12 protein-coding genes are annotated in these 13396 nt (G+C 47.7%); 8 read left to right on the forward strand and 4 right to left on the reverse strand.

Annotation, left to right across the window (positions count from 1 at the left end; translation table 11 throughout):
• Positions 1 to 172 precede the first annotated feature (172 nt).
• Entirely contained in the window at positions 173 to 1921 is a 1749-nt protein-coding gene (locus ACESLK_RS03115) for an alpha-glycosidase (RefSeq protein WP_372662038.1), read from the reverse strand.
• A gap of 295 nt (positions 1922 to 2216) precedes the next feature.
• Here ACESLK_RS03115 and ACESLK_RS03120 point away from each other — a divergent pair, with 295 nt between their 5' ends.
• The 7 genes from ACESLK_RS03120 to ACESLK_RS03150 all read left to right on the forward strand — a co-directional run bounded on the left by ACESLK_RS03120 (position 2217) and on the right by ACESLK_RS03150 (position 9241).
• The gene (locus ACESLK_RS03120) at positions 2217 to 2783 is read left to right on the forward strand and encodes a DUF1802 family protein (protein WP_372662041.1); all 567 of its coding nucleotides are present in this window, start codon (positions 2217 to 2219) and stop codon (positions 2781 to 2783) included.
• 172 nt (positions 2784 to 2955) lie between these two features.
• On the forward strand, positions 2956 to 3735 hold the full coding sequence (sufC, locus tag ACESLK_RS03125) for a Fe-S cluster assembly ATPase SufC (RefSeq protein WP_372662044.1): 780 nt from the start codon (positions 2956 to 2958) through the stop codon (positions 3733 to 3735).
• A gap of 18 nt (positions 3736 to 3753) precedes the next feature.
• Positions 3754 to 5058 (forward strand): Fe-S cluster assembly protein SufD, encoded by a 1305-nt coding sequence (gene sufD / locus ACESLK_RS03130; RefSeq protein WP_372662047.1) that lies wholly within the window; start codon positions 3754 to 3756, stop codon positions 5056 to 5058.
• Between the two features lie 2 nt (positions 5059 to 5060).
• Complete coding sequence (locus tag ACESLK_RS03135; protein WP_372662049.1) at positions 5061 to 6290, forward strand: cysteine desulfurase; 1230 nt, start codon at positions 5061 to 5063, stop codon at positions 6288 to 6290.
• A complete protein-coding gene (sufU, locus tag ACESLK_RS03140; protein WP_372662052.1) occupies positions 6274 to 6732 on the forward strand; it encodes a Fe-S cluster assembly sulfur transfer protein SufU in 459 nt (152 codons plus the stop codon). The genes ACESLK_RS03135 and sufU overlap by 17 nt, the downstream gene beginning before the upstream one ends.
• Before the next feature lie 18 nt (positions 6733 to 6750).
• Positions 6751 to 8148, forward strand: coding sequence for a Fe-S cluster assembly protein SufB (gene sufB, locus ACESLK_RS03145; RefSeq protein ID WP_372662055.1), 1398 nt, complete (start codon positions 6751 to 6753; stop codon positions 8146 to 8148).
• Positions 8149 to 8287: 139 nt separating this feature from the next.
• Positions 8288 to 9241: a C40 family peptidase gene (locus ACESLK_RS03150; protein WP_372662057.1), complete on the forward strand. Its 954-nt coding sequence runs from the start codon at positions 8288 to 8290 to the stop codon at positions 9239 to 9241.
• Between the two features lie 59 nt (positions 9242 to 9300).
• Here the strand turns inward: ACESLK_RS03150 and ACESLK_RS03155 are convergent, their stop codons facing one another.
• From ACESLK_RS03155 to ACESLK_RS03165, 3 genes are all read right to left on the reverse strand, one after another.
• Entirely contained in the window at positions 9301 to 10353 is a 1053-nt protein-coding gene (locus ACESLK_RS03155) for an HD-GYP domain-containing protein (RefSeq protein ID WP_372662060.1), read from the reverse strand.
• Positions 10354 to 10456: 103 nt separating this feature from the next.
• A complete protein-coding gene (locus ACESLK_RS03160) occupies positions 10457 to 11509 on the reverse strand; it encodes a ThiF family adenylyltransferase (protein ID WP_372662062.1) in 1053 nt (350 codons plus the stop codon).
• Positions 11499 to 12263, reverse strand: coding sequence for a molybdenum cofactor biosynthesis protein MoaE (locus ACESLK_RS03165; protein WP_372662065.1), 765 nt, complete (start codon positions 12261 to 12263; stop codon positions 11499 to 11501). The genes ACESLK_RS03160 and ACESLK_RS03165 overlap by 11 nt, the downstream gene beginning before the upstream one ends.
• A 119-nt stretch (positions 12264 to 12382) precedes the next feature.
• On the opposite strand from ACESLK_RS03165, the gene moaA reads away from it, so the two are divergent.
• Positions 12383 to 13384, forward strand: coding sequence for a GTP 3',8-cyclase MoaA (gene moaA, locus ACESLK_RS03170; protein ID WP_372662068.1), 1002 nt, complete (start codon positions 12383 to 12385; stop codon positions 13382 to 13384).
• Positions 13385 to 13396: the final 12 nt, after the last annotated feature.

Genomic DNA, 13396 nt, shown 5'->3' on the forward strand with positions numbered 1-13396 from the left:
TCCTCCTAAACACGACTTAATCGTTTAAGTCATAATGGCATATGGAAAAGTTATTTGTCTATGACGAAATCGATTATTCAAGTTTCCGCAGCATCGCCGTTAAATATAAATAATGCAGCAATCGGAAGGAACCTTTTTCCCAAGCCGATTGCTGCTTTATTTGTTGCTGCCATTAGCCGATTCGAACAATGGCGTAACCGAGCGGAGGCAACGATAACTGCAGCTTGCTTCCTTTCGGCTTTGCCTCACCGTTGCCCAGCACGATATTAGCGCTGAGGTTCTTCTCATGGGGCAGTACTATTGATGCTTTTCGTTTACCTGCATTAAGAACCACTATGAATTTCTCGCTGTCTGCCACCCGAGCGTACGCCAACACGCTGCTTCCCTGCTCGGCTTGAACAACCTCGTAGGTTCCGTCGCGCAGCGCGCGATGGCTTCTCCGCAGCTTCACCAGGTCTGCGAAGAATTGGAACAGCTCACGGTCTTGCTTCGATTCATCCCACTCCATACATTTGCGGCAGCCTGGATCATGGTCTCCGCTGAGTCCGACCTCATCGCCGTAATAAATACAAGGAGTTCCCGTAGAGGTGAACTGTATGGCTGTGGCAAGCATCATACGCCGTTTGTCGTCTTTGCACAGCGTTAGCAGCCTAGGAGTGTCATGACTGCCCAACAAATTGAACGCTGCCTCTGTCGCTTGCTGCGGATACGCTGCCATTAAGGTGCCGACCAAATCCGCAAACTCCCGTCCATCCCGGGTGCCTCGTACAGCATAATCGAGCACGGCTTCCGTGAATGGATAGTTCATAACGGCATCGAACTGATCTCCGCCGAGCCAAGGAAGGGAATCATGCCAAATCTCCCCAAGGATGTAGGCGTCCGGATTTGCTTTCTTGACGACATCGCGAAATTTCCGCCAGAATCGGTGGTCGACTTCATTCGCGACGTCCAGCCGCCAACCATCCACACCGATCTCTTCAATCCAATATCTAGCGACGTCTAATAGATGTTCCTGTACTTCGCTGTTTTCTGTGTTTAGCTTAGGCATATGCGGCTCGAAGGCGAATGCATCGTAAGTTGGGATACCGTCCTGAACCTCCATTGGGAATTCCCGTACGTGGAACCAGTCTGCATAACGAGATCCAGCCCCTTTTTCCAAGACGTCGACGAAGGGGGGGAACAGCTTGCCGCTGTGATTGAATACCGCGTCAAGCAATACTCGGATGCCGCGGGCATGGCATTGATCTACGAGCTCTTTCAATAGCTCATTCGTTCCGAAATGAGGGTCGACTTTCATATAGTCTTTCGTATCATATTTGTGGTTCGTTGGAGCATCGAATAGGGGGTTAAAGTAAATGGCATTCACTCCGAGCCTCTCGATATGATCCAAGTGATCCATAACGCCTTGCAGGTCACCTCCAAAGAAATTATGCGGCGTGGGCACTCCTCCCCATTGTTCTACGTCGGCAGGATTAAGCGATGGGTCTCCGTTGGCGAAACGCTCGGGGAAAATTTGATAGAATACCGCATCCTTGACCCAGCTGGGAGTTTCAAATACGTCCGTAGGATTTAGGAAAGGAAATTCAAAGTACAGATAGATGTTCACGGGTTCGGACTCATGAAAGCCTTGTTCGTTCAGCCATAGCGTTTCGTTACAGGATTGCAGCTTGAAGCCATATTTGAGCCTTCGAAAAGATGGCTGGACTGCTGCCTCCCAATAGTCGTACAAAGTATCTCGGGCGAACACCTTCATGGGAGTCGTTTGAGGTCCAGCCTGCGGCCAGTTATATTTATCTCCGTGGATCAGGGATACTTGCGAGACGTCCGCCTTTTTAGTGCGAATACGCAGGTGAACCGTTTTGCAGTCATAAGCATAGGACCAATTGTTCTTGGGTCGATGATAGATGGCTTCTCTTAGCATAAGTATACTCCTTTTGATTAAGTAGTTTGTGCACAGTTTCCCCAAACAACAAAAAGAAGGCACAACCCTGGAACAAAAGCTCCGAGGTTGTGCCTTCCGTTATATACGGGGCAACATGGCCTTCTTATTAATACTTTTAATTATACGATATAAATCTGGAATTCGAAAGTGATATTCATAAAAAAACTTTCTATATATGCTAGACATGTTCATTCATCCGCAGCTGTACGAACCCGGATGAAGCTCACCATTGTGTTATAATAAGAAAACTGAGCATGCAGGGGTGAAGTTAATAATGGAGCAAACAATTGCATTAAGGGAATGGGCAGTGGCAGTTAAGGCGCTGGAAGAAGGAAGGCAGGTTATCGTACTTCGCAAAGGCGGGATTGCAGAGGAGACGAAGGAATTCAGGCTCGAGAGTCCCAAATTTTACTTATTCCCGTCGTATGAGCATCAAAGGCCGAATCTGGTTAAGCTAGAAGCTAGAGATTCAGTTGAGCTAATACAAGAAGAAATAGGTGAGCGGTCTGAACGAGTACGTATCACTTCATATGCGGAAGTGATTGAAGACATCGAAATATCGGATGTGGAAACACTCCAGCGGTTAGAAGAGCTTCATATATGGACGGAGGACTATGCGGAAGAACGTCTAAAGTGGAAAAGAACGAAACCGTTGCACGTACTCATTCTTCGGGTATATAAACTAGAGACACCCATTGATCTTCCCATGAAGGATACTTACGCCGGTTGCAAATCTTGGCTATGGCTGGAAGATGTTTCCTCCTCGCGGATGCTGCCGGTTTTGGATGATAATGAATTCGAACGACAAGCAACTTTAGTCAGAAATCGAATAAAAGGCTGATTCTTCCAACCTATTCGAGCCTTTCTTTCCATGCAGGAAAAGGCCCGGTTTGCTTTTTTGCAATAACTTTCTTAAAATTGGTATTGAGAATCATTGAGAATCAAATTAAAATGATTATAAAGAAGGAATTATTCGTGCAGAATAATTCCCATTGAAACTTGGAGGTAAGGGAATGTCAACACAATTTGAAATACAAGGTCTGAAATCCTCAATCGAGGGAAAAGAAATATTGAAGGGTATCGATCTTAAGATTCAAGGCGGCGAGGTTCATGCGGTCATGGGGCCTAATGGTACCGGTAAAAGCACACTGGCAGCGGCCCTCATGGGACATCCGAAATATGAAGTGACCGAAGGAACAGTAACGCTGAATGGTGACGATGTTCTAGAAATGGCAGTGGACGAGCGTGCTCGGGCGGGGCTTTTCTTAGCTATGCAATACCCAAGCGAAATAACAGGTGTTACGAATTCAGACTTCTTGCGCACAGCTATCAATGCACGCCTTGGCGAAGGAAATGAAATTTCCTTAATTAAATTCATTCGCCAAATGGAGAGCAAGATGAAGACGCTGGAGATGAACTCTGAATTCATGCACCGGTACCTGAATGAAGGCTTCTCCGGCGGAGAGAAGAAGCGTAATGAAATTCTGCAAATGATGCTGCTTGAGCCTAAGCTCGTAATCTTGGACGAAATCGATTCAGGTCTGGATATCGATGCTCTTCGGATCGTTGCAGAAGGTGTAAATGCGATGCGTAACGAGGAACGCGGATTCCTTATTATTACTCACTATCAGCGCTTGCTGAATTACATTACACCGGACTTCGTCCATGTTATGATGCAGGGCCGTATTGTTAAATCAGGCGGACCGGAGCTGGCACAGCGTTTAGAGGCAGAAGGTTATGATTGGATTAAAGAAGAATTGGGCATCGTCGACGAGACCGTCGGCCAAGCTTAAAGAGGAGGCTAAGCAATCATGAGTACACCTACCACCTCTTTTGGCCGAGAAGCGGCAGCCGCGATCGCTCGGAGCAAGAACGAGCCTGCTTGGCTTGTGGCATTACGCGAAGAAGCCGGAGAACTAGTAGACCAATTGGAGCTGCCGAAACCCGAGAAAATGCCGCTTAAGCGTTGGACATTAGATCACTACGGCTTAAGCCGTCCAGGAGCTGCAGTTTCACAAGCAGCGGATCTACCTGCTGGTATATCGGCATTGCTGCCGGCAGAAGATACCGGAACGTTGATTGTGCAGCACAATTCTTCGGTCATTTATACAAGACTTTCCGATGAACTGAAAGCGCAGGGCGTTATTCTGACCAGCATGGAAGAAGCGGCTCGCAACCATGAAGATCTGTTTCGTAACCACTTCATGACCTTATATACGAAAGAAGAGCACAAGCTCGCATCGCTGCACGCGGCACTCTGGAACGGCGGCGTATTCCTATACGTTCCACGTAACGTCAACATTGAAGCGCCGATTCAAGCGCTCTTATACGTAGACGATGCGGAGGCGACATTCATGCCTCACATTCTTGTTATCGCAGAGAGCAATAGCCGGATATCGTTTGTTGAGCAAGTGGCTTCCTCCTTGGAAGGAGCAAACTCGACTCTTCTTCACAATAGCGCCGTAGAAGTATTTGCTAAGCCAGGCGCCTTCGTCCGTTATGCGGCTGTACATCATATGGATGTCAGTGCTATCGATATTTCATACCGCCGTGCTACTCTCGATAATGACGCAAGGATCGAGTGGATCGCCGGAGATCTGCACAATGGAAATACGATTACGGATACTAAATCCGTTCTTAAAGGAAATGGCTCCACTTCCGATTCCAAGATCATTTCCGTCGGAACAGGCAGTCAGCGCATGAGTATCACAACACAAGGGGTTCATTTCGGACGCAATACGGAAAGCGACATGGTTACCCGTGCCGTTATGAAGGATGAAGCGACCGCCATTATTAACGGGATTACGAAGATCGAGAAGGGCGCCACCAAGTCGAACGGTCAGCAAACGGAGAAGGTTCTGATGCTCAGTCCGAAAGCTCGCGGAGATGCCAACCCGATTCTTCTGATCGATGAAGATGATGTGAAAGCAGGACATGCGGCGAGTGTGGGTCAAGTTAATCCGGAGCAGGTTCATTATCTTATGTCGCGTGGTATTTCGCGTAAAGAAGCGGAACGGCTGATTATTCATGGTTTCTTGGATCCAGTCGTATCCGAAATTCCACTGGAAGGGTTGCGCCAGCAGTTGCATCGCATCCTTGAGAGAAAGCTGGGCTGATTATGGATCCCATCGCGCTCAAAGCGGAGTTTCCGATTCTCGATCAAGAGATCAATGGACACCCGCTTATCTATCTAGATAATGCGGCGACAACTCAGAAGCCGCGCTCGGTCATTGAGGCAGTTAAACGTTATTATGAATGGGACAACGCCAATGTTCATCGCGGCGTCCACACTCTCGGGTCAAGAGCAACGGATGCTTACGAAGGCGCAAGAGAGAAAGTAGCTCGCTTTCTAAATGCGGCCTCGACCCGCGAGATTATTTTCACTCGGGGAACAACAACAGCACTAAACTTAGTTGCCTCCGGTTATGCTCGGCAGATGCTCCATGAGGGAGACGAAATAGTCATTACTCCAATGGAGCATCATAGTAACTTGATCCCTTGGCAGCAAGCCGCCAAAGTCACTGGAGCAACGCTTAAATACATTCCGCTTCAGCCTGACGGAACGATTCGCCTTGAAGACGTGGAAGCTGCAGTGACAGAGCGCACGAAGATTGTCTCCATCACTTATGTGTCTAACGTTCTGGGAACTGTTAACCCGATTGATAAAATTGCTGAGATCGCACACCGCAAAGGAGCAATTATCGTCGTCGACGGTGCACAGAGCACTCCGCATCTGAAGGTCGATGTGCAAGCTCTGGATGTCGACTTCTATGCTTTCTCTGGTCACAAGATGTGCGGTCCAACGGGAATCGGGGCATTATACGGTAAGGCGAAGCTGCTTGAGCGTATGGAACCCATTGAATTCGGCGGCGAGATGATTGATTTCGTGGAGCTATACGATTCAACCTGGAAAGAGCTGCCGTGGAAGTTCGAAGGCGGAACTCCAATGATCGCAGGTGCGGTGGGACTTGGGGCAGCCATTGATTTCCTCGAGCAAGTCGGACTTCACAATATCGACCAGCACGAGAAGAAGTTGACTCGCTATGCTATGGATAGACTGTCCAATATTGAAGGCCTAACGATATACGGACCTCGCGAAGAACGAGCGGGATTGGTTACATTTAACCTGGGGGACGTTCACCCCCATGACGTTGCAACCGTATTGGATACAGAAGGCATTGCCATCCGAGCAGGCCATCATTGCTGCCAGCCGTTGATGAGGTGGTTACAAGTCAGTGCTACGGCAAGAGCCAGCTTCTATCTATACAATAGCGAGCAAGACGTCGACCGCTTGGTGGAAGCGTTGGTCAAAACAAAGGAGTTTTTCGGTTATGAGTCAATTAGATGATTTGTACCGCCGCGTCATTATGGATCATTATAAAACACCGCGCAACCGAGGCGAGTTGGAAGAGGGCTCTGTTACGATTAACTTGAACAACCCAACCTGTGGCGATCGTATTTCACTTCAGCTTGTACTGGAGGAGGGTATTGTCCGTAATGTTAGGTTTACAGGTGAGGGCTGCTCGATCAGCATGTCATCGGCATCGATGATGACCGAGGCAGTTATGGGTAAACATGCTGCCGAAGCGCTGGAAATGGCTGATAAGTTCTCTTCCATGATGAAAGGCGATTCCGCCGATTCCGCCGATTTCGGCGATTACGAAGACATAGAGGCATTGTCGGGTGTAAGCAAGTTTCCTGCACGGATTAAATGCGCGACGCTGGCATGGAACGCACTTCGCAAAGGTGTGGAGCATGGCTCAGGCAAACATGAAGGAATTGAAGAATAAATAAGGAGGTTGATGATTATGGCTAAGCAAATGCCCGATCTGGAAGAGTACAAATTTGGGTTTCGTGATGAGCACAAGGCAATTTTCCAATCCGGTAAAGGTCTGACTGAAGAAATCGTTCGCACGATTTCGGAGATGAAGGGCGAACCGGAATTTATGCTTAAGTTCCGCTTAAAAGCTCTAGAGCAATTCCGGAAGATGGATATGCCTAAATGGGGCGGCAACATGGATGATCTGGATTTCGAAGAGATTCAGTACTATGTTAAACCGTCTGAGGGACAAGGGAAAACATGGGAAGAAGTGCCGGAAGAAATCAAGGCAACTTTCGATAAGCTTGGTATACCGGAAGCCGAACAAAAGTTTCTCGCTGGCGTCTCTGCTCAGTATGAGTCAGAAGTTGTTTATCACAGCATGCAAGAGGATCTTACGAAACAAGGTGTTATATTCTCCGATACGGATTCGGCCATTCGCGAATACCCAGAGCTTTTCAAGGAGTATTTTGCAACTGTTATTCCCCCGACGGATAATAAATTCGCTGCTTTGAACAGTGCGGTTTGGTCCGGAGGAAGCTTCATCTATGTTCCTAAAGGCGTACAATGTACGGTTCCGCTTCAAGCTTACTTCCGTATTAACTCCGAGAACATGGGTCAATTCGAGCGTACGCTAATTATAGCGGACGAAGGAAGCTCCGTACACTATGTAGAAGGCTGCACAGCGCCTGTCTACAGTACGAACTCCCTTCATAGCGCAGTTGTGGAAATCATCGTTAAGAAGGACGCGCGCGTCCGTTACACGACGATCCAGAACTGGGCGCCGAACATCTATAACCTCGTAACCAAACGGGCGGTTGCGGAAGAGAATGCAACGATGGAGTGGGTCGACGGCAATATCGGTTCCAAGCTGACGATGAAATATCCTGCAGTTGTGCTTAAAGGTCGCGGAGCTAAAGGGATGGTGTTATCCATCGCCGTAGCGGGTAAAGGACAGCATCAAGACGCAGGCGCTAAGATGATCCATCTAGCTCCGGATACAAGCTCGACGATTGTCTCCAAATCGATATCCAAGCATGGTGGCAAAGTAACTTACCGCGGACTTGCTTCCTTCGGTCGAAATGCTGAAGGAGCTAAAGCAAACATTAAGTGCGATACGCTAATCATGGATGACCAATCGACAAGCGACACGATCCCGTATAATGAAATTATGAACGATAATATCACGCTGGAGCATGAAGCAACGGTCTCCAAGGTATCTGAGGATCAATTATTCTACCTCATGAGCCGCGGTTTATCGGATGCTGAAGCAACGCAAATGATTGTTATGGGCTTCATCGAGCCGTTCACCAAAGAATTGCCGATGGAATACGCGGTCGAGATGAACCGTCTCATCAAGATGGAGATGGAAGGCAGTATCGGTTAAACCGCTCAGTTAAATGGAAGGGCTGTTCCCACGCGGTGGGAACGGCCCTTTTTTGTGTTGCAAAGGCATAATCGGGACGTTTAAGAGTCATCCTAAAAGGAGTTCTATAACGACTAATTTGGAAGGCGGCGCGAATTGCATGAGGTTTCATAAAGTTTTGCCGACAGCATTGGTCCTGGCATTGTTATCTGGTTGTATGAGCAACAGCCCTGGAGACACAAAGGATTTGAGCAAGTACAATGCAGGTCCCGTTAAAGTGCAATCAGATAGTCAATCCACTACTGATTTAACTGAAGGGCGCCATATTGTTCCAATTCGAACGATTAATAATGCACCTTATGCTTCCCTTGGGGATTTAACGGAGGCAACAGGTTACCATGGAGCTTGGCTGGACAATGGCAAGTTTGGCGTCGGCGACAATGATCCGGCATGGACTTTCCAGACGGGTGAGCGTACAGTGATGCTTGCCGGCAAGGCAGTAACAATGCCTGGGCCAGCTGTGAGTGAAGGAAATCAACTTTATATCCCTGTATCTGGATTGCAGAGTCTATTCGGTGATGTAACAGTATTCGTAATCGAGCCCGACAATGTTGCTTTTTTTCCTAAGCCCGCTCCAGAGACTGGAGTAGACGGCAAAAGCTTAGACTTCGCGGATGACAAGCCTTCGAAACTCTCGATGGCGATGGCAGGCAATAATGTCGATGAAGTACAAATGATAAGCTTCGCCAGAAAGTATCTTGGCGTTCCATATGATTTCGGTGCAGCACCTTATAAACAATCCCATAGATTTGATTGCTCAACCTTTACGCAGCACGTGTTCGGAGAATTTGGCGTCGATTTACCTAGATTAGCTAGGCAACAAGCTTCTAAAGGGAATTTTGTCGATCGTACTAAGCTGCAGCATGGAGATTTGTTGTTCTTCTACGTACCAGGTCGGTTTAAAAGTAATGAAACCGTTGGCCATGTTGGCATATATATGGGGGATGGAAATATGATCCATTCCAGCCCGAAGCCGGAGGACGGTGTTCAAATAACGCCGATTAACAAGACGTATTGGAAAGATACTTTTCTCTACGCCAAAAGATTAACGTGAAATATGCGAAAAAGGGCGGTATTCCCCAGATAAGGGAGTACTGCCCTTTTTCATTTTCTTTACATGAATATCTGTTTGATTTCATAGTTCCTTTTGGATGATAAATCGATGAACTGCTCACCGATTTGGATGAGTGGACGGAAGAAATCGGTTGGATTAGTCATGATGATATTGCCTCTATCCCCTGTGGTTAGTTCGACCTTCTTGCCAATGAAGTTCGGCACCAAATGTCGAATAAAGGTATGGGTAATATCAGGATCAAGCTCTGTGAAGCTTAACTCATACAGCTCTTTGAGAACATAAAGCAGGTCTCTCTTCTCTCTGTATACACGAGTGGAGATCATAGCACTATACACATCTGCAACGGCAACAAGCTTCGCCATGGGATGGATTTTTTCTTTCGTAAGACCAAGAGGATAACCTCCGCCGTCCATTCGTTCATGATGCTGCAGAGCAGCAAGCGCGATTGCAGGATCCTCAAAAGAGTTTTTCAAGATATCATAGCCCAGCTGAGGGTGATTTCTAATTTGCATAAATTCTTCTTCGGTGAGCTTATTCGGTTTGTTTAAGATTGCTTCAGATATTTTACATTTACCAATATCATGCAGAAAGCCGGCCTTTCCTGCTCGAACCGTGTCTTCCTCGCTCCAATCTAGCCAGCGGGCAATATAATAGCTGAGCATTCCGACCTGAACGGAGTGTTGGTATGTATAATCATCCTGACTGTTTAGCATAAGCAAGAGCGAGACGACATCGCGTTCGGAACGGAAGTTCTCGACTAGCGGCTGAAAACTTTGCTTTACATCTTCCTCATAAATACGCCCTTCTTGAAGAGCGCGTTCAAATAACTCCTCAGCTCCGGCAATCGCATCGTGGTAAAGCGGTCGGAGCAGAGTGTTATCGGAAGCGGGGGTGGCAGTCCCTTTAATGTCGATGGGAGTATTACCTGTGCGTGGTTGAATTTCTAGATAATCAACCTGATGCTGGTAGAGTCTAGATAACTCCTTTTCATTCAGGATTGCTTCCTTAGAAAGAACATGTAATCCAAAGGAATTGAAGATATCCTCAGATAGACGGTCACCCGATCGTACATCTGTAATATGGACTCTCATGACACACCTCGGCAGGATATTAGATTGTTAGATAAAACTTTCTAATTTGTATGCTACCAATTAAAGCGCTTACTTGCAATAAAATACTTCAGAATGCAAGTTTTCATTCGCCCATCAGTTCAGCATACGTTCGTCGCGCTCGCATAGGCTCATCCGTTCCCATTACGAGGGCCCGGCCATCGGTAAATAGGATGAAGGTAATTCCATCAGGTAAATACAGCCGCAAGGAATAGGGGTTTAACTCAATGCGTCCAGCCTTTCCTAAACGATTGGCTAGCGATTGTAAGTCAAGCAGGTTAGGTCGCGCCGGTGACACTTGAACCGTATTTCTTCCACATAGTGAAGCAGTGACCGGCTCGTTTCCGCCATCTCCTTCTAGAAGATCAAAGCGACGCTGTCCGCAAACGGGACATGAGGGTTTTCTTGCGTTTCCAACTGACAAGGACTGCCATTGATGCTGCCAGAGGTCGATTTGCAGGAGCGAGCCATGAAGCGCTTCTTGTTTGTTCGTCAACAGCTTGATCGCTTCCATTACCTGGATCGAAGCAATTGTATCTATTATGGGCGTGAGGACGCCGGTTGTCTCACAAGTATCCAATGAACCTCCTGCGGGCGGTTCGGGGAATAGGCAGCTTAAGCATGGCGTCACCTCGGGTACAATCGTAAGAGTCATACCGGATGCTCCCACAGCTCCACCGTAGATCCAAGGAATTGCATGCTTAATGCTGACCTCATTTATCAAATACCTGACGCTGAAATTATCAGTGCCATCTATAATAATGTCCGCTTCGCTCAATAGTGTTTCCGCATTATAAGTGCAAAGATCCACCACATGCGATTCCAGAGTAATCTCGCTGTTCACAACGGAAAGTCGGGAAGAGGCCGCAATAGCTTTAGGAGTACCATAAGCAGCGTCAGCTTCGTCATATAGCATTTGCCGTTGCAGGTTGCTCCGATCAACGATATCCCGATCGATAAGTGTCAGCTTGCCGACACCCGCGCGTGCTAGATGATTGGCTATGACACAGCCTAGTGCACCTACCCCTACAATCACAGCATGAGAATCTGATAACCTTGCTTGACCCTCGGCTCCGATAGCCGCGTATCGAATCTGACGCGAGTAGCGCGAAGGTTCACCTCTGTATTCAGATGTCATGTGAGTTTCCTCCGGATTCATCAAGAGTGGCAGTGGGATCCCAAGGGCCGAGCTGATGTCCCTTCCACTCCGTCCCATCCTCGTAGACTTCCTTTTTCCATATTGGCACCGTTTGTTTCAATCGTTCAATTGCATAACGGCTAGCATCATACGCATCAGCACGATGAGAGGAGGAGACGGCAATCACAACACTAATCTCACCGATTCCAACGCTGCCAATTCGATGAGCGATAGCGCATAACGTTCCTGGCCATCGCGAGCTGATTTCCTCGCCAATTTGAATCAATGCGGCTTCAGCCATAGGGATATAAGCCTCATATTCCAAAGTGACCGTTCTTTGACCGGCAGTCCACTCACGTGTAGTGCCAACGAAAGCGATCGCGGCACCATGGTCGGGATGAGATACCATTGAGATAACGCTATCCACATCAAGGGGATGCTCGACAATCGTATAACGCTTCTCGAATGCAACCTCATCCTCGAGAAGCTTGTCTTCATCGCTTCCTCCGGATACCGGCGGTAACAGTGCAAGCTCATCCTTTGAGGAAACGATCGTTTCATCGTGGGCGTAAGCTTGATTTTGCGCCATAAAGCAGATAGAAATAATAGTCGCATGCTCTGGAAACTGTATCGTCAGTCTTTCTTTTATCTGGCCTGCTGTTAATTGGCTTTCTTCCCATGAAAGAAGCAGGCTGCGTGTTCCAAGTCTCTCGGCAAGCCCGGCAAATAAAGAAATTGTCCAAGTGTTTGTCATCTTTATGTTCAGCTTCCTTCCGTCAAACGTCAAAGATTCCCTTCTTCAAGCATACCATATCGCCTGCGAAAATGTTATGCTAGAGGGACACTAGAACGGTAGCAAAGGAGTGGATAGAGATGACGGAATTGTTGGATCGATTCGGGAGAAAGCACACTTATTTACGGATATCCGTAACCGACCGATGTAATTTGCGATGTCTTTACTGCATGCCCGAAGAAGGTATGGTTTTCATGGACCAGGATAAGCTGCTATCCTATGACCACATTCTAGAGGTTGCGTCTACAGCTGCCAAATTAGGAATTCGCAAATTTCGGATTACGGGCGGAGAGCCGCTCGTAAGACCTGGACTCGAGGAGCTCATTGCCGGATTATCGGCTTTGCCCGGCGTTGATGATATTTCCCTAACAACGAATGGCTTATTACTTGCTCCTCAGGCAGCGAAGCTTAAGGAAGCAGGTCTGCGGCGCGTAAATATCAGCTTAGATACTTTAGATAAAGCGAGATTTAAATTCATTGCCCGCCGCGGAAACTTGGATAAAGTCTGGGAAGGCATAGAAGCGGCCGCAGAGGCTGGGTTGAATCCGATAAAATTAAATTGCGTGCTCCTGAAAGGCGTGAACGAGGATGAAATCGGGCGGTTTCTGAAGCTGTCGATGGAGCAGCCTCTGCACATCCGATTTATCGAATATATGCCGATCGGACATGATGATGCGAATTGGCGTGATCATTACCTGCCTCTCTCTAGAGTATTGGAAGAGGCAACACGGTTGGGATATGCTCTTGAGCAGGATGCGGGCCCAAAGGGCAGCGGACCGTCCGAGAATTGGCGGATTGCGGGTGGTGCAGGCACCTTCGGCCTTATTCATCCGATTAGTGAACATTTTTGTAAAAATTGCAATCGGCTGCGGTTGACTGCAGACGGTCATATTAAGCCTTGCTTATATTGGGTTGATGAATTGAATGTTAGACCTGCACTTGGCTCGCCGGATGAAATGGAGCAGTTATTCCGTAAGGCGATGGATATTAAGCCGGAGAATCACGAAATGGCGGCTTTGCTTGCGGGAGATAAACAAAGTCATGTGCCGACGGAGCGGCGAATGTCGCAAATCGGCGGTTAGGAGAGAAGATAT

This window comes from Cohnella sp., from assembly GCF_041640265.1.
Classification (GTDB): Bacteria; Bacillota; Bacilli; order Paenibacillales; family Paenibacillaceae; genus Cohnella.

Bases quoted from the DNA above. Each gene is read 5' to 3' on its own strand.
- ACESLK_RS03115 (WP_372662038.1), bottom strand. From the start codon at position 1,921: ATGCTAAGAGAAGCCATCTATCATCGACCCAAGAACAATTGGTCCTAT.
- ACESLK_RS03120 (WP_372662041.1), top strand. From the start codon at position 2,217: ATGGAGCAAACAATTGCATTAAGGGAATGGGCAGTGGCAGTTAAGGCG.
- sufC (WP_372662044.1), top strand. From the start codon at position 2,956: ATGTCAACACAATTTGAAATACAAGGTCTGAAATCCTCAATCGAGGGA.
- sufD (WP_372662047.1), top strand. From the start codon at position 3,754: ATGAGTACACCTACCACCTCTTTTGGCCGAGAAGCGGCAGCCGCGATC.
- ACESLK_RS03135 (WP_372662049.1), top strand. From the start codon at position 5,061: ATGGATCCCATCGCGCTCAAAGCGGAGTTTCCGATTCTCGATCAAGAG.
- sufU (WP_372662052.1), top strand. From the start codon at position 6,274: ATGAGTCAATTAGATGATTTGTACCGCCGCGTCATTATGGATCATTAT.
- sufB (WP_372662055.1), top strand. From the start codon at position 6,751: ATGGCTAAGCAAATGCCCGATCTGGAAGAGTACAAATTTGGGTTTCGT.
- ACESLK_RS03150 (WP_372662057.1), top strand. From the start codon at position 8,288: ATGAGGTTTCATAAAGTTTTGCCGACAGCATTGGTCCTGGCATTGTTA.
- ACESLK_RS03155 (WP_372662060.1), bottom strand. From the start codon at position 10,353: ATGAGAGTCCATATTACAGATGTACGATCGGGTGACCGTCTATCTGAG.
- ACESLK_RS03160 (WP_372662062.1), bottom strand. From the start codon at position 11,509: ATGACATCTGAATACAGAGGTGAACCTTCGCGCTACTCGCGTCAGATT.
- ACESLK_RS03165 (WP_372662065.1), bottom strand. From the start codon at position 12,263: ATGACAAACACTTGGACAATTTCTTTATTTGCCGGGCTTGCCGAGAGA.
- moaA (WP_372662068.1), top strand. From the start codon at position 12,383: ATGACGGAATTGTTGGATCGATTCGGGAGAAAGCACACTTATTTACGG.